Annotated in this window: 17 protein-coding genes; 11 read left to right on the top strand and 6 right to left on the bottom strand. The window is 72.7% G+C overall.

Annotated features, from left to right (window positions below):
* Positions 1 to 23 precede the first annotated feature (23 nt).
* Positions 24 to 3,770: a cobaltochelatase subunit CobN gene (locus G6N10_RS20295; protein ID WP_234810466.1), complete on the top strand. Its 3,747-nt coding sequence runs from the start codon at positions 24 to 26 to the stop codon at positions 3,768 to 3,770.
* Between the two features lie 111 nt (positions 3,771 to 3,881).
* Here G6N10_RS20295 and G6N10_RS05595 read toward each other — a convergent pair whose 3' ends face one another.
* On the bottom strand, positions 3,882 to 4,295 hold the full coding sequence (locus G6N10_RS05595; protein ID WP_085093954.1) for a type II toxin-antitoxin system VapC family toxin: 414 nt from the start codon (positions 4,293 to 4,295) through the stop codon (positions 3,882 to 3,884).
* 3 nt (positions 4,296 to 4,298) lie between these two features.
* Positions 4,299 to 4,571: a type II toxin-antitoxin system Phd/YefM family antitoxin gene (locus G6N10_RS05590; RefSeq protein WP_085093956.1), complete on the bottom strand. Its 273-nt coding sequence runs from the start codon at positions 4,569 to 4,571 to the stop codon at positions 4,299 to 4,301.
* Positions 4,572 to 4,644: 73 nt separating this feature from the next.
* Between G6N10_RS05590 and G6N10_RS05585 the strand changes: the two genes are divergently transcribed.
* Genes G6N10_RS05585 through G6N10_RS05565 form a run of 5 tightly spaced genes read left to right on the top strand, consistent with a single transcriptional unit; the run spans position 4,645 to position 9,805 of the window.
* On the top strand, positions 4,645 to 5,025 hold the full coding sequence (locus G6N10_RS05585; RefSeq protein ID WP_085093958.1) for a PPOX class F420-dependent oxidoreductase: 381 nt from the start codon (positions 4,645 to 4,647) through the stop codon (positions 5,023 to 5,025).
* Positions 5,026 to 5,074: 49 nt separating this feature from the next.
* The gene (locus tag G6N10_RS05580; RefSeq protein WP_085093960.1) at positions 5,075 to 5,602 is read left to right on the top strand and encodes an FxsA family protein; all 528 of its coding nucleotides are present in this window, start codon (positions 5,075 to 5,077) and stop codon (positions 5,600 to 5,602) included.
* 10 nt (positions 5,603 to 5,612) lie between these two features.
* Entirely contained in the window at positions 5,613 to 7,220 is a 1,608-nt protein-coding gene (locus G6N10_RS05575; RefSeq protein ID WP_085093962.1) for an amidohydrolase, read from the top strand.
* Positions 7,213 to 9,054 carry an apolipoprotein N-acyltransferase gene (gene lnt, locus G6N10_RS05570; protein WP_109750436.1) on the top strand — a complete coding sequence of 614 codons (1,842 nt, stop codon included), beginning with the start codon at positions 7,213 to 7,215 and terminating at the stop codon, positions 9,052 to 9,054. The genes G6N10_RS05575 and lnt overlap by 8 nt, the downstream gene beginning before the upstream one ends.
* Complete coding sequence (locus G6N10_RS05565; RefSeq protein WP_085093964.1) at positions 9,044 to 9,805, top strand: polyprenol monophosphomannose synthase; 762 nt, start codon at positions 9,044 to 9,046, stop codon at positions 9,803 to 9,805. The genes lnt and G6N10_RS05565 overlap by 11 nt, the downstream gene beginning before the upstream one ends.
* A 102-nt stretch (positions 9,806 to 9,907) precedes the next feature.
* Here the strand turns inward: G6N10_RS05565 and rbpA are convergent, their stop codons facing one another.
* Positions 9,908 to 10,249 carry an RNA polymerase-binding protein RbpA gene (rbpA, locus tag G6N10_RS05560; RefSeq protein ID WP_085093966.1) on the bottom strand — a complete coding sequence of 114 codons (342 nt, stop codon included), beginning with the start codon at positions 10,247 to 10,249 and terminating at the stop codon, positions 9,908 to 9,910.
* 197 nt (positions 10,250 to 10,446) lie between these two features.
* Here rbpA and G6N10_RS05555 point away from each other — a divergent pair, with 197 nt between their 5' ends.
* The gene (locus tag G6N10_RS05555; protein ID WP_085093968.1) at positions 10,447 to 10,782 is read left to right on the top strand and encodes a hypothetical protein; all 336 of its coding nucleotides are present in this window, start codon (positions 10,447 to 10,449) and stop codon (positions 10,780 to 10,782) included.
* A 19-nt stretch (positions 10,783 to 10,801) separates the two neighbouring features.
* Here G6N10_RS05555 and G6N10_RS05550 read toward each other — a convergent pair whose 3' ends face one another.
* Positions 10,802 to 11,524, bottom strand: coding sequence for a hypothetical protein (locus G6N10_RS05550; RefSeq protein WP_085093970.1), 723 nt, complete (start codon positions 11,522 to 11,524; stop codon positions 10,802 to 10,804).
* A gap of 73 nt (positions 11,525 to 11,597) precedes the next feature.
* Here G6N10_RS05550 and G6N10_RS05545 point away from each other — a divergent pair, with 73 nt between their 5' ends.
* Positions 11,598 to 13,103, top strand: a complete 1,506-nt coding sequence (locus G6N10_RS05545) for a carboxylesterase/lipase family protein (RefSeq protein WP_085093972.1) — start codon at positions 11,598 to 11,600, stop codon at positions 13,101 to 13,103.
* Between the two features lie 52 nt (positions 13,104 to 13,155).
* Complete coding sequence (locus G6N10_RS05540; protein WP_085093974.1) at positions 13,156 to 14,100, top strand: DUF7064 domain-containing protein; 945 nt, start codon at positions 13,156 to 13,158, stop codon at positions 14,098 to 14,100.
* A 4-nt stretch (positions 14,101 to 14,104) separates the two neighbouring features.
* On the opposite strand, the gene G6N10_RS05535 is transcribed toward G6N10_RS05540, so the two are convergent.
* Both G6N10_RS05535 and G6N10_RS05530 read right to left on the bottom strand, forming a co-directional pair.
* Positions 14,105 to 14,620, bottom strand: coding sequence for an RDD family protein (locus G6N10_RS05535; protein ID WP_085093976.1), 516 nt, complete (start codon positions 14,618 to 14,620; stop codon positions 14,105 to 14,107).
* A gap of 40 nt (positions 14,621 to 14,660) precedes the next feature.
* On the bottom strand, positions 14,661 to 15,233 hold the full coding sequence (locus G6N10_RS05530) for a TetR/AcrR family transcriptional regulator (protein ID WP_234810467.1): 573 nt from the start codon (positions 15,231 to 15,233) through the stop codon (positions 14,661 to 14,663).
* 97 nt (positions 15,234 to 15,330) lie between these two features.
* Between G6N10_RS05530 and G6N10_RS05525 the strand changes: the two genes are divergently transcribed.
* Positions 15,331 to 15,945 carry a nicotinamidase gene (locus G6N10_RS05525; RefSeq protein ID WP_085093980.1) on the top strand — a complete coding sequence of 205 codons (615 nt, stop codon included), beginning with the start codon at positions 15,331 to 15,333 and terminating at the stop codon, positions 15,943 to 15,945.
* Positions 15,942 to 16,736 carry a ketosteroid isomerase family protein gene (locus tag G6N10_RS05520; protein WP_085093982.1) on the top strand — a complete coding sequence of 265 codons (795 nt, stop codon included), beginning with the start codon at positions 15,942 to 15,944 and terminating at the stop codon, positions 16,734 to 16,736. Before G6N10_RS05525 ends, G6N10_RS05520 begins: the two co-directional genes overlap by 4 nt.

Genomic DNA, 16,736 nt, shown 5'->3' with positions numbered 1-16,736 from the left:
CGGCAATACGGTACGAATGAGCGGTGACCGCCGTTCCCGCCGCCGACGAGACCCCGACCGTCCTGCTGCTGTCGACCTCCGACACCGACCTGCTCACCGCCCGCGCCAGCGGCGCCCGCTACCGCTGGGCCAACCCGTCCCGGCTGCTGGTCGAGGACCTGCCCGAGCTGCTCGCCGGGGTTGACCTGGTGGTGGTGCGGATCCTCGGCGGGTATCGGGCCTGGGAGGACGGCATCGACGCGGTGCTGGCCGCCGGGGTGCCGACCGTGCTGGTCAGCGGCGAGCAGACCCCCGACGCCGAGCTGATGAACCGCTCCACCGTGCCGGCCGGCACCGCCGTCGAGACGCACCTGTACCTGGCCCAGGGCGGGGTGGCCAACCTGGCCAACCTGCACGCGTTCCTGACCGACACGGTGCTGATGACCGGCTACGGCTTCGCCGGACCGGCCGTCATCCCGACCTGGGGCAGCCTGCAGCGCGAAAGCACCGGCACCGGGCCGGTGGTCGCGGTGCTCTACTACCGGGCCCAGCAGCTGGCCGGCAACACCGGTTACGTCGAGGCGCTGTGCGCGGCCATCGAGGAGGCCGGCGGCCGCGCCCTGCCGGTCTACTGCGCGTCGCTGCGCACCGCCGAACCCGAACTGCTGGACACCCTGGCCGGCGCCGACGCGATGGTGGTCACCGTGCTGGCGGCCGGCGGCGCCCGGCCGGCGACCGCCTCGGCCGGCGGCGACGACGACAGCTGGAACGTCGAACACCTGGCCGCCCTGGACATTCCGATCCTGCAGGGCCTGTGCCTGACCACCGGCCGCGAACAGTGGAGCGACAACGACGACGGGGTGTCCCCGCTGGATGTGGCCAGCCAGGTCGCGGTGCCCGAGTTCGACGGCCGGATCATCACCGTCCCGTTCTCGTTCAAGGAGATCGACGACGACGGCCTGATCAGTTACGTGGCGGACCCGGAACGCTGCGCGCGGGTCGCCGGGCTGGCCCTGCGGCACGCCCGGCTGCGGCACATCCGGCCCGCCGACAAGCAGGTGGCGCTGGTCTTCTCGGCCTACCCGACCAAGCACGCCCGGATCGGCAACGCGGTCGGACTCGACACCCCGGCCAGCGCCATCCGGCTGCTGGCCGCGATGGCCGAGGCCGGCTACAACATCGGCGAAACACCCGGCCAGCCCGGCGAATTGGGCGCCATCGTGGCGGCCGGTGACGGCGACGCGCTGATGCACACGCTGATCGAGCGCGGTGGACAGGATCAGGCCTGGCTCACCGAGGAGCAGCTCGCCGCCAACCCGATCCGGGTGCGCGCCGCCGACTACGCCGCCTGGTTCGCCACCCTGCCCGCCGGCGCCGCGGCGCGGATCGTCGAGCACTGGGGCCCGCCGCCGGGGGAGATGTTCGTCGACCGCAGCCGCGATCCGGATGGCGAAATCGTCATCGCCGCGATCCGCTCCGGCAACGTGCTGCTGCTGGTGCAGCCGCCGCGGGGCTTCGGGGAGAACCCGGTGGCGATCTACCACGATCCCGACCTGCCACCGAGCCACCACTACCTGGCCGCCTACCGCTGGCTGGACGGCGAGTTCGGCGAGCGGTGTAGTTCCGCGAGCACGAGGCTCGCCGAGGATGAATCCGGCGAGTTCGGCGAGCGGTGTAGTTCCGCGAGCACGAGGCTCGCCGAGGATGAATCCGGCGAGTTCGGCGCCGACCCGCAGTTCCGCGCCGACGCGGTGGTACACCTGGGCAAGCACGGCAACCTGGAGTGGCTGCCGGGCAAGACCCTGGGCATGTCCGCCGACTGCGGTTCCGACATCGCGCTGGGCAGCCTGCCGCTGGTGTACCCGTTCCTGGTCAACGATCCGGGCGAGGGCAGCCAGGCCAAGCGCCGGGCGCACGCCGTGCTCGTCGACCATCTGATCCCGCCGATGGCCCGCGCCGAAAGCTACGGCGACATCGCGCGTCTGGAGCAACTGCTCGACGAGCACGCGAACGTCTCGGCGCTGGACCCGGCCAAGCTGCCGGCCATCCGCCAGCAGATCTGGACGCTGATGCGGGCCGCCCGGATGGATCACGACCTGGGCCTGGCCGACCGCCCCGACGAGGATTCCTTCGACGACATGCTGCTGCACGTCGACGGCTGGCTGTGCGAGATCAAGGACGTCCAGATCCGCGACGGCCTGCACATCCTCGGCGAAAAGCCCAGCGGGGCAGCAGAAGTGGATCTGGTGCTGGCCATCCTGCGGGCGCGGCAACTGTTCGGCGGCACCCAGTCGGTGCCGGGGCTGCGCGAGGCGCTCGGGCTGAACGAGGACGGCAGCGCCGCCCGCGGCGCCGTCGATGACGCCGAGGAGCGGGCCCGGGGCCTGGTCGCCGGGCTGGCCGAGCGCGGCTGGGACCCCTGCGCCGTCGCCGAGCTGACCGACGATCCGCAGGTCGGCGCCGTGCTGCGGTTCGCCGCCGAGGAGGTGGTGCCGCGGTTGGCCGGCACCGGCGGTGAGATCGACCGGGTGCTGCACGCGCTGGCCGGCGGCTTCATCCCGGCCGGCCCGTCGGGCTCCCCGCTGCGCGGGCTGGTCAACGTGCTGCCCACCGGGCGCAACTTCTACTCGGTGGACCCCAAGGCGGTGCCCTCCAAGCTGGCCTGGGAGACCGGGGTGGCGATGGCCGACTCGCTGCTGCAGCGCTACCGGGCCGATCACGGCGACTGGCCGTCCTCGGTCGGGCTGTCGGTGTGGGGCACCTCGGCGATGCGCACCTCCGGCGACGACATCGCCGAAGTCCTTGCGCTGCTTGGGGTTCGGCCGGTCTGGGACGACGCCTCACGGCGGGTGGTGAACCTGGAGCCGATCCCGCTTGCCGAACTCGGTCGCCCCCGCATCGACGTCACGGTGCGGATCTCCGGCTTCTTCCGGGACGCCTTCCCGCACGTGGTGACCATGCTCGACGACGCCGTCGCGCTGGTCGCCGGGCTGGACGAGCCGGCCCAGGACAATCACGTGCGCGCCCACACCCAGGCCGATCTCGCCGAGCACGGCGACCTGCGCCGCGCCACCACCCGGGTGTTCGGCTCCAAGCCGGGCTCCTACGGCGCCGGGCTGCTGCAGCTGATCGACTCACGCAACTGGCGCGACGACGCCGACCTGGCCAGCGTGTACACCGCCTGGGGCGGCTTCGCCTACGGCCGCGGCCTGGATGGGGCGCCGGCCGTCGACGACATGAACCGGGCCTACCGGCGAATCGCGGTGGCGGCCAAGAACACCGACACCCGCGAGCACGACATCGCCGACTCCGACGACTACTTCCAGTACCACGGCGGCATGGTCGCCACGGTGCGGGCGCTGACCGGAAAGGATCCGGCCGCCTATATCGGCGACAACACCCGGCCCGACGCGGTGCGCACCCGCACCCTGAACGAGGAGACCACCCGGGTGTTCCGGGCGCGGGTGGTCAACCCGCGCTGGATGAGCGCGATGCGCCGGCACGGCTACAAGGGCGCCTTCGAGATGGCCGCCACGGTGGACTACCTGTTCGGCTACGACGCCACCGCGCACGTGATGGCCGACTGGATGTACGAGCAGCTGACCGAGAGCTACGTGCTGGACGAGGTGAACCGCAAGTTCATGGCCGAGGCCAACCCGTGGGCGCTGCACGGCATGGCCGAACGACTGCTGGAGGCCGTCGAGCGCGGCATGTGGGCAGAACCCTCGCGGGACACCCTCGACGGACTGCGCCGGGTGCTGCTGGAGACCGAGGGGGAGCTGGAGGGCTAGCGCTGACCGAGTTGCTCGTCATGGCGGCACGGACGAGGACCGCCTCGCCGCCGTCGAGCCCAGCGCGGTCGCCGTCTGGCCCGGGTGGGGTTGGCCGGCCGGCGACGCGAATCAGCGGCGTTTGCCCGCTGTCGGCGCAGCGACCACCAGGCCGGCCGCCGCAGCGGCGTCGCCGAGCCGGCGGTCGTAGCTGACAAATGCGATCAACGGGGCCGCCGCGGTGGCGATCTGGGCGGTCGCCAGGTGTATCGCATCCAGCGAACGGAGCGTCGGGTCCGAATATGCGGCCGCGGTCGCGCGGACGACGTCGTCGATCTCGAAGCGATCGAGCCGGGCCAGCACGCCGGGCACCGACGCCAGGCCCTCGGGGGCGATGGCGCGGATCGCCCGGGGCAGTTCGATCTCGGTCAGGGTCGAGGTGATCCACCGGGACTCGGTCCGGGCGTCGAGCCAGTCGGCGAGTGCGGTGGACTCGGATTCGAGGCGAATGAGTTTCACCAGGGCCGAGGTGTCCAGGTAGATCATCGATCAGTAGCGCTCGTCGTCGCGCATCCGGCTCAGCACGTCCGCGGAGTCGACACCGTCGTGCGCCGGGATGGTGGGTCGCGGGGCCGCGCCGGTTCGGCTGGCCGGCCGGACCCTTTCCGCGCTGATCAGGGCGGCCAGCGGGCTGGCTGTGGCCGGGGTGATCCGCGCGACGACCACGCCGCGTTCGGTGAGGGTGATCTCCTCGCCGCTTTTGACGCGGGCGAGCACCTTGGAGGTCTCCTGGTTGAGCGTCCGGATTGATACTTCACCCACCCCGCCAATGTACTACTTATTTGTTCTACTTGCGTGGGCGATTATCCCCACGCCCGGTGGGTACCGTGGGCTCATGGCCCTCACCTTCGCCGATGTCGCCGGCGCGAAGTACCTCCTGCTGACCACCTTCACCAAGGACGGCCGGCCCAAGCCGACCGCGATCTGGGCCGCGCCCGACGGCGACGCACTGATCGTCATCACCGAGGAGAGCTCCTGGAAGGTCAAGCGGATCCGGAACACCCCCCGGGTCACCATCGCGGTCTGCGACGCCCGGGGAAACCCCAAGAGCGAGGCCGTCGAGGCGCTGGCATCGATCAACAAGGACCGGGTCAAGGACGCCTACGACGCGATCGGCCGGCGCTACGGGTTGGTCGGCAAGGTGTTCAACTTCTTCTCCAAGCTGCGCAGCGGCGAGCAGCGCAATGTCGCGTTGGAGATCAGGCGAGTCCCGTGATCGAAGTCTGCGCGCGGAACCACCGGCCGGCCTCACTCGTTGGCAGCACATGATCCGTCGGTTTCTCGCCGCCTACCTGCTCATCGAGCTGGCCGCTGTCATCGGCCTGATCTGGTGGATCGGCTTCGGTCCCACCCTGCTGGTGCTGATCGCGGCGATGCTGATCGGGCTGCTGGTCGCGGGCACGCAGCTGCGTCGCCAGCTCGCCCGGCTGATGTCGGGGGAGTTCGGCCGCACCGCGGCCACCGGCGGCCCGGCCGGCGCGGTCACCGACAGCGCGCTGATCGCCCTGGGCACCGTGCTGGTCTCGGTTCCCGGCCTGGTCAGCAGCCTGTTGGGGATGGCGATGCTGGTGTCGCCGACCCGTGCCGCGCTGCGCCCGGCGGCTACCGCACTGGCCGCCCGCAGCCTCACCAAGCGGGTGGTGTTCGCCGACATCGGCGCCCGCGGATTCGGTGCCGGCCGCGCGGACTACATCGAGGGCGAGGTCATCGAGACGGTCTGGCTGGGTGACGAGCAGCCGTCCAGCGGTCCGACCGGGCAACTCCCGGGACGGGTGATCCCACCGGCACAGTAGGTTCACTCGTGTGACAACGCTGTTGCTGGGTGGCCGGATCCACAGCCCCAGCCACCCCGACGCCACCGCCATGGCGGTTCGCGACGGCGTGGTGGCCTGGCTCGGCACCGACGAGGTCGGCCGCGCCCTGCACCCGGACGCCCGGATCGTCGACCTCGACGGCGCCTTCGTCGCGCCCGCCTTCGTCGACGCGCACGTGCACACCACCGCCACCGGCCTGGGCCTGATCGGCCTGGACCTGCGGGCCGCGACCTCCAAGCGACACTGCCTGGACCTGGTGGCGGCCGCGGTCGGGGCGGCCGGCGCGGAGCTGGTGATCTGGGGCCACGGCTGGGACGAGACCGGCTGGCCGGAACGCACCGCGCCCACCCTCGCCGAACTCGACGCGGTCTGCGGCGACCGGCCGGTGTACCTGGCCCGCATCGACGCGCACTCCGCGCTGGCCAGCACCGGGCTGCGCCGCCGGGTCGCCGACCTGGCCGAGGCGCCCGGCCACCACCCCGTCGGCCCGCTGACCGTCGCCGCCCACCACCGGGTGCGCGCCGCCGCCCGCGCGCTGCTGACCGCCGATCAGCGCGCGGCCGCCCGCGCCGCCGCCCTGGACGCCTTCGCCGCCCACGGCATCGTCGCGGTCCACGAATGCGCCGGCCCCGAGATCGGCGGCCGGCAGGACTGGGACGAACTGCGCGAGCATGACCACGGCGTTCAGGTGACCGGCTACTGGGGCGAAGCCGTCACCGACGCCGAGCAGGCCCGCGCGCTGCTGGCCGCGACCGGCGCCGCCGGACTGGCCGGGGACCTGTTCGTCGACGGCGCCCTCGGCTCGCACACCGCGTGGCTGCACAGCCCCTACGCCGACGCTCCGGACTGCACCGGCGTCGCGCACCTGGACCTCGATGCCGTCACCGCGCACCTGATGGCCTGCACCGAGGCCGGTATCACCGCCGGCTTCCACGTGATCGGCGACGCCGCGGTCAGCGCCGCGGTGGCGGCGCTGGCCCGGGTGGTCGACCGGCTCGGGGTGCCGGCCGTCGCGCGCTGCGGGCACCGGCTGGAACACCTGGAGATGGTCGACGCCGAGCAGGCCGGCCAATTGGGGTCCTGGGGCGTGGTCGCCAGCATGCAGCCCAACTTCGACGCGTGCTGGGGCGGGCCCGACGGCATGTACGCCCGCCGCCTCGGCGCCCGGCGGGCCGCGGGGCTCAACCCGTTCGCGGCGCTGGCCGCCGCGGGGGTGCCGCTGGCGTTCGGCTCCGACAGCCCGGTGACCGACCTGAATCCCTGGTCGACGGTGCGGGCCGCGGCCGGCCACCGGACCCCCGGCGCGGCGATCTCGGCGCGCGCGGCGTTCAGCGCGGCGACTCGCGGCGCCTGGCGGGCGGCCGGGGTGCGCGACGGCATCACCGGAACCCTGGTCGCCGGCGCCCCGGCGTGCTACGCCGTCTGGGACGTCGATGACCTGATCGTCGCCGCACCCGCGGACAAGGTGGAACGCTGGTCGACGGACCCGCGGTCCCGGGTGCCGGCCCTGCCGGCGCTGGAGGACGAGGACGTGCTGCCGCGCTGCCGGCAGACCGTGCACCGCGGGGCGGTGCTGTTCGGAGGATGCGATGACTGAGCCCGGCGAGGACACCGACGGTCTGCGGACCGTCGCACCCGAGCCCGACGACGCGGTGCTGCCCGAGGCCGACGCCGCGATCGGGCAGACCCCGGCCGGGCCGACGCCGGCCGGGCCGACGCCGGCGCGCCGGGCGGCGTTGTTCGCGGTCGCCGTGGCGCTGCGGTTCTGGGCGTGGCTGCGGCCCCGGCTGGCCCGGATGGGCGTCGCGGTGGTCGCGGGCCTGCTGATGTGCGCGAGTTTCCCGCCGATCGGCTGGTGGTGGAGCGCGCCGCTGGCGTTCGCGCTGCTGGGCTGGGTGCTGACGCGGGGGGCGGCGACTGGCACCGGCGTGGCCCGGCCCGGCGTGACCCGGCCCGCCGTGACTTATGCCGGGGGGTTTGGGTACGGGCTGCTGTTCGGGCTGGCGTTCTATCTGCCGCTGCTGCCGTGGATCAGCGGGCTGGTCGGCTGGTTCCCGTGGGTGATGCTGGGGCTGCTGTGCGCGCTGTTCCCCGCGCTGTTCGGGCTGGCCGCGGTGGTGGTGCGCGACCTGCCCGGCTGGCCGATCTGGTTCGCGCTGCTGTGGGTGAGCGTCGAATGGCTCAAGACCAGCATCCCGTTCGGTGGTTTTCCGTGGGGGGTGACCGGGTTCGGCCAGACCACCGGCCCGCTGCTGCCGCTGGTGCAGCTCGGCGGGGTCCCGCTGCTGTCGCTGGGTGCGGCGCTGATCGGGTTCAGCCTGGGCGCGCTGGCGCTGGGCATCGCCGACTGGTGGCGCCACGGTCACCACGACCTGCCGCCCGCGGTGGTGCTGCCCGGCGTCTGCATCGCCGTGGTGCTGATGGTGGCCGCGCTGACCTACCCGCAGGTCCGCCGGGCCGGCGCGGGGGCGGGGGAGGACCCGGTGGTCACCGCCGCGGTGGTACAGGGCAACGTGCCGCGACTCGGGCTGGAGTTCAACGCCCAGCGCCGCGCCGTGCTGGACAACCATGTCGCGCAGACCAAGGCGCTGGCCGACGAGGTGCACGCCGGCCGTCAGCCCCAGCCGCAGTTCGTGGTGTGGCCGGAGAACTCCTCCGACATCGACCCGCTGGCCAACCCCGACGCCCGGGCCGCGATCAACGAGGCGGTCGCCGCGATCGGCGCCCCGATCCTGGTCGGCGGGGTGCTGCTGCGCCCCGAGGCGACCCGGCAGAATCCGGCCTCGTCGAACTCGGTGATCGTCTGGGATCCGGTCGACGGGCCGGTCGACCGGCACGACAAGCAGATCGTCCAGCCGTTCGGCGAGTACCTGCCGTGGCGGTCCTTCTTCGCCAGGCTGTCGTCGTACGCCGAGCGGGCCGGCTACTTCGTGCCCGGCCACGGCACCGGGGTGGTGACCGCCGCCGGCGTCCCGATCGGGGTGAGCACCTGCTGGGAGGTCATCTTCGACCGGGCGCCGCGCGAATCGGTGCACAACGGCGCCCAGGTGCTGGCGGTCCCCACCAACAACGCGACCTTCAATGCCGCGATGAGCGAGCAGCAGCTGGCGGTGGCCCGGGCCCGCGCCGTCGAGCATGACCGCTACGTGCTGGTCGCCGGGACCACCGGGATCAGCGCGATCATCGCCCCGGACGGACGTGAGGTCGCTCGCACGGAGTTCTTCGAGCCGGCGTTTCTGGATGCCGGGATCCGGCTGAAAACCACGCTCACGGCCGCCACCCGGTGGGGCGCGGCGATCCAGTGGGTGCTGGTTGCCGCCGGGGTGGGTGGTCTGCTCGCCGGGATAATGCAGAATGGTGTGTTCCTGCGAATGATCCGTCGCCGCCGGCGGCCGGTCCCCGTCAGCACCGAGGAGTCCCATGACCGGTGAGCGCCCCAGCCAGCGCACCCTGGTGATCATCCCCACCTACAACGAGCGGGAGAACCTGCCGCTCATCGTGGGCCGGGTGCACGCCGCACGCCCCGACGTGCACGTCCTGGTCGTCGACGACGGCAGCCCCGACGGCACCGGTGAGCTGGCCGACGAGCTGGCGCTGGCCGACCCGGACCGGGTGCACGTCATGCACCGCGGCGCCAAGGACGGCCTGGGCGCGGCGTATCTGGCCGGCTTCGGGTGGGGGCTCGGCCGCGGCTACGCGGTGCTGGTGGAGATGGACGCCGACGGCAGCCACGCCCCCGAGCAGCTGCACCGGCTGCTCGACGCCGTGGACGCCGGCGCCGACGTCGCGATCGGCTCCCGCTACGTCGAGGGCGGCACCGTGGTGAACTGGCCGTGGCGCCGGCTGGTGCTGTCCAAGACCGCCAACACCTACTCCCGGCTGCTGCTGGGGGTCAAGATCAACGACATCACCGCCGGCTACCGGGCCTACCGGCGCGAGGTGCTGGAGAAGATCGACCTGTCGGCCGTGGACTCCAAGGGCTACTGCTTCCAGATCGACCTGACCTGGCGGGCCATCAACAACGGGTTCACCGTCATCGAGGTGCCGATCACCTTCACGGAGCGTGAGCTCGGCGTGTCGAAGATGAGCGGGTCGAACATCCGCGAGGCGATGACGAAGGTCGCGCAGTGGGGCTTCGCCGGCCGGATGGCCCGGGCCCGCGGCGACCAGTTCAGCGGCTGAGCGCGGCGCCCACGCAAAATGTGAAACGCCCGGCTGGGGTCTCCCAGCCGGGCGTTTTCTTGTGCTCGTTGGCGGCGGCGCACGGCGCGCCGCGCGGGTGGGTCAGGCGCCGCCGCGGCGACGGGCCTTGACGATGTCCAGGCGCTCCTTGAGCAGTTCCTCCAGCTCCTCGACGGAGCGGCGCTCCAGCAGCATGTCCCAGTGCGTGCGGGGCGGCTTGACCTTCTTCGGCTCCGGGGCGTCACCCTCGATGAGGGTGCCCTCCATGCCGTTGCGGCACAGCCAGGTGTGCGGGATCTCGGCGTCGTCGGCGAACGGGACGTCGAACTCCTCGCCGTTATCGGTGCGGTAGCGGGCAACCTGGCGCGGCGCCAGGTCGTGATTGCGGTCGGTCTCGTAGCTCACGGCTCCGAGGCGTGAACCGCGCAGGACGCGATCGGCCATCGTCAACAACTCCTTCGATGAAAATCCCGGGCGGGTGTGGCACATCCCGGGCACTGCTCGGCGCGCCTGGCGATCCTGCCCAGCTCCGGCTCGAGCCGCATCGGTCAACGCAGCACAAGCCGTCGCTGTTCCCGGATCACGCGGCGCTGCCCTCAAGGATACCGGGAAAGGCAAAACCGGCGGTTTAGAGTCGTGTCATGGGTTCATCGACGCGGGTGCGGGCCCGCCCGTGCCAGTGGTGCGGGCGTGAGATCGCCGACGCCGGGCTGGGCCGGCCGCGCCGGTACTGCCGACAGTCCTGCCGTCAGCGCGCCTACGAGCAGCGGGCCGCGGTCAAGGGCAGCTCGGTGCCCGAGGACGCGGTGGTGCTGACCGCGGAGGAGGCCGCGGGGCTGTCGGACCGGATCTACCAGGTGCGCTGCGCGGCCGAGGACGTCGCGGGCGCGGTCGCCGAGGGCGCCGGCGCCGCCGAACTGCGCCAGTTGTGCGACGAGTTGCTGGCCGCGGCCAAGGCCGCCGACGGCTGGCGCTGACCGCTCGGGTCGCGGCCGGTCAGCAGCCGTACTTGGCGCCGACCACCACGGGTGCGTCGACGCGCTGCAGGCAACCGAACGGCGTCACCCCGTCGGCGGACAGTCGCACCGCGGTCTGGCGCGCGTAGTTCATGCAGAACAGCCCGGTCTGGTCGGCGCGGCAGCGGAAGTCACCGAACTTCAGCGCGCTGCCGTAGGCCAGTTCCGGACCGGCGCCGGCACCGAACGGGCCCGGATCGGCGCGCAGTGCCCCGACCAGGACGGTGCCGCCGTCGTAGTCCACCCAGCCCGGCACCCAGTGGCCCTCTTGGCCGATCGGCTGCGGCAGCGGGTTGGACACCGTCAGCAGGCAGGACATCGAGTCGGTGCCCAGCGCCGGGTCGGTCATGCACTTCGCCGCGCCGCCGGGCAGCGAGAAGGCCACCCCGTCGGGCAGCGGGGTCATCTCCCCATCGCGGGTGGCGCTGTGGAAGTCGCCGGCCTCGACCGGGGTGCCCGCGTCGATCCAGGCGGCCACCGCGCCGATCGGGCTGCCGGGCGCCGGCGCCGCCGTCGGGGTCGCCGAGGTCGACGGGGTGGTCGTGGTCGTCGTGGTGCTGCTCGGGGTGGTCGCCGAGACCCGGGGCTTGCCGGTCAGCGGCGTCAGGCTGGGCCCCAGGGTGCCCGCCGCTCCGTCGCCGCCGCCCGGCGAGCAGCCCGCCACCAGCAGCGCCAGCGCGGCGACCAACAGGGGGATCCGCATGGTGCAACGGTAACCGCCGGGGTGCCCGGCAGGTCGCGTGCGGGCGGGCACGCGTGTCGGCTACGTTCGGGTCATGCACGAAAGGACCATTCGCGCCACCATCGACAGCGGCATTGTGGAGGGCTTCACCCGCGACGGCGTGCACCGCTGGCGGGCGATTCCCTATGCCGCCGCGCCGGTCGGACCACTGCGGTTCCGGGCGCCGCAGCCGGTGCAGCCGTGGCGCGGCGTGCGCGACTGCCACGCGCACGGCCGGTGCGCCCCGCAGCAGAAGATGTACACCGTCACCGGGGTCGGCCGCTATCAGCCGATGGGCGAGGACTGCCTGACCCTCAACGTGGTGGCCCCGGCCCGAACGTGGGAAGAGCCGCTGCCGGTGATGGTGTTCGTGCACGGCGGCGCCTACATGCTGGGCAGCTCGGCCACCCCGATCTACGACGGTGCCGCGCTGGCTCGCCGCGGCTGCGTGTACGTCGCGGTCAACTACCGGCTCGGACCGCTGGGCTGCCTGGACCTTTCGGCGCTCTCGACCCCCGAGCACCCGATGGAGTCCAACCTGTTCGTCCGCGACCTGCTGCTGGCGCTGCGGTGGGTGCAGAACAACATCGGGGCGTTCGGCGGTGACCCGGACCGGGTGACGATCTTCGGCGAAAGCGCAGGCGCGCACGCGGTCGGCACCCTGCTCGCGGTCCCGGACGCCGAGGGCCTGTTCGCCCAGGTGATCGCGGAGAGCCCGGCCGCGGGGATGACCGGCTCCGCCGAGACCGCCGAGGTGTTCGCCGGCCGGTTCGCCGAGCTGCTCGGCCTGGCGCCCGGCCACGCCGCCGCGGCGCTGCGCACCGCCGACCCGGCGCTGCTGGTCGACGCCGTTGACCGGCTGCTGAAGATCGCCAACGCGGAGATGCTCGGCGCGTTTCCGCTCGGACCGACCTACGGCACCGACGTGCTGCCGATCGAGCCGCTGGAGGCGATGCGCAGCGGCCGGGCGCTCCGGGTGCCGCTGATCGTCGGCAGCAACGCCGAGGAGGCCCGGTTGTTCAGCCGGTTCCTCAAACTGCTGCCGCTGTCGGAGGGGCGCATCGAGTCGCTGCTGGCCACCCAGGGCATCGAGGGACGGGACCGGATCACCGCGGCCTACCCGGAATATCCGTCGTCGGCGGCGTGCGTGCAGCTCGGCGGTGACTTCGCGTTCACCTCGGCGGTGTGGCAGCTGGCGGACGCGCACAGCGTGCACGCGCCGACCTACGTCTACCGCTACGACTATTCGCCCCGCACGCTGACCTGGTCGGGCCTGGGTGCCACGCACGCCACCGAGCTGCTGGCGGTGTTCGACGTCTACCGCAGCCGGTTCGGGTCGGTGCTGACCGCGGCCGGGGACCGCAAGGCCGCCCGCCGGGTCAGCAATGACCTGCAAAACCGCTGGCGGGCGTTCGGCAGCACCGGCGTGCCGGGCCCGGACTGGCCGCGCTACAACACCACTGACCGCCCGGTGCTGGTCTTCGATCGGCACAGTCGCGTCGAGCTGGACCCGCACGGGCAGCGCCGCGAGGCCTGGGAGAGTTTCTCGCTCGGTCGCTGAGGACCGCGCCCGAATCGGTGTTGCGCGCAGCGGCGTGGCCTAGGTTGGTTGGGTGTCGAACGCACCGGAACTGCAGCAGCCGAACCTGCCGGATCCCGCCGACGAGGTCGGCCACCCGCCCGGACCCGAGGCGCTGTGGAACGAGAGCTGGTACTTCGACTTCGCCGACCTCGGTGCCGGTCTCGGCGGCTGGGTCCGGCTCGGTCTCTACCCGAACAAGGGGCGGGCCTGGATCAACGCGCTGCTGTGCGGGCCGGGCCTGCCGACCGTCGCGCTCAACGACTTCACCGCCGCGGTGCCGGTGGACCCGGCCAAGGTGCAGGCCGACGGTTTCACCCTGACCCAGTGGGCCGCCGAACGGCTGCAGCTCTACCGGGTGCGCTTCGACGGCACCGCGATGGCCTACGACGACCCGGCGGCGCTGCTGCGCGGCGAGCCCGGCCGGCCGGTCCGCGTGGAGGCGGATCTGATCTGGCACACCGACGGGCAGCCCTACCGGTACACCGCGACCAGCCGCTACGAGCTGCCGTGCGAGGTCTCCGGTGCCGTCGCCGTCGACGGGGTAGCCCGCACCGTCGGCGCTGCGCCGGGACAGCGTGACCACTCCTGGGGCGTGCGGGACTGGTGGGGGGTGGACTGGATGTGGTTCGCGCTGCATCTTCGCGACGGAACCCGGCTGCACGGCGTGCAGGTCCGGGTCCCCGGGCTGGCCGACACCGTCGGGATCGGCTACGCGCAGCGAACCGGCACGCCGCTGATCGAGCTGACCGACATCCGCGCCGACACCGATTTCGGCGCCGACGGGTTGCCCGGTCGCACCCGGCTGCGGCTGGCGCCCGGCGAGCTGGCCGGGGACGTCGAGGTGCTCGCGCACGCCCCGGTCCGGTTGGTCGCCGACGACGGCCGGGTCGCGCAGTTCCCGCGGGCCTGGGTCAACGTCCGGCTGGACGACGGCCGGGTGGGTACCGGCTGGATGGAGTGGAACCGCAACCTGTAGCGGTTCAGGCGTTTTCCAGCACCTGGGTGCCGCCGGCCATCTCGTCGTGCTTGCCCTGCTTGGTGGGGCTGTTGCTGATCGTCACCGCGATCACGATGTAGGCGATCGGTGCCAGGATCCAGCCCAGGCACGGAATCAGCTGCAGCAGCGTGAACAGGTTGCGGGTGGCGGCCTGGCCGGCGGTCGGCCGGGCGGCGCCGTGCGGGCCCTGCACCCGCATCCCGAGGATCTTCTTGCCCGGGGTCCAGCCCAGCTGCGATTCGCAGACCAGGAAGTACAGGAAGGTCAGCAGGCCGGAGAACATGCCGGTGACCATCACCCCGGAGTCCATCCCCCAGACCTCGGAGTCGCCGAAGCCGCCGAACAGCCAGCCCAGCAGCCCGGAGGCGAGGGAGATGACGAACCCGTCGAGCAGCCGGGCCAGGAAGCGCAGCCCGAGCCCGCCGGGTTTGACCTGCGCCGGGAAGCCCTGCTGCGGGTATTGCGGGGGAATGTTGGGATCGAAGCCACCGGTCGACATGGCCGCCAATCTACCGGCGCGGCGCGGGTACTGCGCCGGATCAGCTCAGCAGTCGGCGGGCCGAGCGTTCCAGCAGATCGGCAATCTCCTGGTAGGACGCGTGGCCGGTGCCCGCGCGCACCAGCGCCCCGGCGTAGAGCACCTCCAGCGCCTCCACCACCGCCGGGTCGGCGTCGGGTCCGAGCGCCGCGTTGAGCCGCTTGTTGATCTCCATGCCGATCTGCAGCCGCAGGGCCTCGACGTCGGGATCCTTGCCGAGCAGGGCGCTGGTCACCGCCCCGGCAAGCTCGGCGTCGTCGGCCACCAGCAGCGCGATGTGCCGGAGCACCCCGACCGCCCGGTCGACGGGATCGGTGGAGGCGTGCGGGGGTGTCGGGGTGCCGGCCAGCCGCCGCCAGAACACCTCGGCGACCAGGTGTTCCTTGGAGGAGAAGTAGGTGTATGCGGTGGCCGCGCCGACGCCGGCCTGGGCGGCGACCATCCGGATGGTCAGGCCCGCGAATCCCGCCCGGCTGAGCACCTCGACGGCGGCCCGGCCGAGCCGGTCGACGGTATCGGCCTGTTTGGCCGACAGCCGGCGACGGGTCGACTCCCGAACTACCGGATTAGACACATGTCCGGACGCTACTACAACCACCCGGCGGGCGGTAGCGCGTCGGGTGCGGCGGCGCGACGCGGTCCGGGTTCGCCGAGGCGATACGGTGAGGGTCATGCGCGCGTTGATCGTCGTCGACGTCCAGAACGACTTCTGCGAGGGCGGATCGCTGGCGGTGCCCGGTGGGGCGGCGGTCGCCCGCGCGATCAGCGCGCTGCTCGACGGCGGTGACGGGGGGTACGACCAGGTGGTGGCGACCAAGGATCTGCACATCGACCCGGGTCCGCACTTCTCGACCGCGCCGGACTACGTCGACTCCTGGCCGCCGCACTGCGTGGCCGGCACCGCGGGCGCGGACCTGCACCCGGACCTGGACACCGCCGCGGTGCGGGCGGTGTTCGGCAAGGGCGCCCACTCGGCCGCCTACAGCGGCTTCGAGGGCGCCGACGAGCACGGCACCTCGCTGGCGCGGTGGCTGGCCGAGCGCGGCGTCGACGAGGTCGATCTGGTCGGCATCGCCACCGACCACTGTGTCCGGGCCACCGCGCTCGATGCGGTCCGGGCCGGGCTGCGGACCAGGGTGCTGTTGGAGCTGACCGCCGCGGTCGCCCGGGAATCGGCGCGGGCCGCCGTCGCCGAGCTGCGGGCCGCCGGGGTCGAGACGGTTGGCGCCGTGCCGGCCGGGAAACTGCCGGTCGGGGAACTGCCGAAGAATGGAGGCCACCGATGAACGGTGAACTGTCACGCGCCGATCTGCTGTCGGTGGTGGAGCGTTCCCCGGCGGCCGCGGCCGCCCATGATCGGGCCGGCTGGGTGGGGTTGTTCGCCGCCGACGGGTCCGTCGAGGATCCGGTGGGTTCGCGCCCGGCCGTCGGGCACCACCAGATCGGGAAGTTCTTCGACACCTTCATCGGCCCGCGCGACATCGTCTTTCACCGCGACGCCGACTACGTCGCCGGCGCCACCGTGCTGCGCGACGTGCTGCTGCAGGTGTCCATGGGAGGGGGCGTGGACATGCGCATCCCGGCCTACCTGCGCTACGTCGTCAACGGCGATCACACCATCGCCGAGCTGCAGGCCTACTGGGAACTGCCGGCGATGCTGTGGCAGTTCGCCCGCCAGGGCGTGGGTGCGGCGACGGCCGGGGCCGGGCTCGCCGTCGGGCTGCTGCGCAACCAGGGCCCGCTGGGCACGCTGGGATTCGCCCGCGGCTTCCGGCGGCCGGGACGGCGCGACCGGGCGCTGCTGGACGCGCTGCTGACCGCCGTGAGCAGCGGTGATCAGCTCACCGTGCACCGGATGCTCGGCCGCGGCACCCCGATCAGCGCCGGGGACGACGGTGCGCTCGGGCTTGAGGAGCTCAGCGCCGTGCTGCGCGGTGCGACCTGGTCGAAGCGGATCGGCGCGGGGCCCACCGTGGCGGTCGGGGTCCGCACCGCCGACGACTCCCGGGGGGTGCTGCTGGTGGACTTCCGGTCCGAGGGGCTCCCGGCGATTACCCGGCTGCGCTGGTTCTGCTGA

This window comes from Mycolicibacterium fallax (genome assembly GCF_010726955.1).
GTDB classification, from domain to species: Bacteria; Actinomycetota; Actinomycetes; order Mycobacteriales; family Mycobacteriaceae; genus Mycobacterium; species Mycobacterium fallax.
Note: the sequence above shows the minus strand (reverse complement) of the source record. Positions and strands in the feature narration are given on the sequence as shown.

Bases quoted from the DNA above. Each gene is read 5' to 3' on its own strand.
- G6N10_RS05555 (WP_085093968.1), top strand. From the start codon at position 10,447: ATGGGTTCATCGACGCGGGTGCGGGCCCGCCCGTGCCAGTGGTGCGGG.
- G6N10_RS05535 (WP_085093976.1), bottom strand. From the start codon at position 14,620: ATGTCGACCGGTGGCTTCGATCCCAACATTCCCCCGCAATACCCGCAG.
- G6N10_RS05525 (WP_085093980.1), top strand. From the start codon at position 15,331: ATGCGCGCGTTGATCGTCGTCGACGTCCAGAACGACTTCTGCGAGGGC.
- G6N10_RS05580 (WP_085093960.1), top strand. From the start codon at position 5,075: ATGATCCGTCGGTTTCTCGCCGCCTACCTGCTCATCGAGCTGGCCGCT.
- lnt (WP_109750436.1), top strand. From the start codon at position 7,213: ATGACTGAGCCCGGCGAGGACACCGACGGTCTGCGGACCGTCGCACCC.
- G6N10_RS05565 (WP_085093964.1), top strand. From the start codon at position 9,044: ATGACCGGTGAGCGCCCCAGCCAGCGCACCCTGGTGATCATCCCCACC.
- rbpA (WP_085093966.1), bottom strand. From the start codon at position 10,249: ATGGCCGATCGCGTCCTGCGCGGTTCACGCCTCGGAGCCGTGAGCTAC.
- G6N10_RS05585 (WP_085093958.1), top strand. From the start codon at position 4,645: ATGGCCCTCACCTTCGCCGATGTCGCCGGCGCGAAGTACCTCCTGCTG.
- G6N10_RS05550 (WP_085093970.1), bottom strand. From the start codon at position 11,524: ATGCGGATCCCCCTGTTGGTCGCCGCGCTGGCGCTGCTGGTGGCGGGC.
- G6N10_RS05595 (WP_085093954.1), bottom strand. From the start codon at position 4,295: ATGATCTACCTGGACACCTCGGCCCTGGTGAAACTCATTCGCCTCGAA.
- G6N10_RS05545 (WP_085093972.1), top strand. From the start codon at position 11,598: ATGCACGAAAGGACCATTCGCGCCACCATCGACAGCGGCATTGTGGAG.
- G6N10_RS05520 (WP_085093982.1), top strand. From the start codon at position 15,942: ATGAACGGTGAACTGTCACGCGCCGATCTGCTGTCGGTGGTGGAGCGT.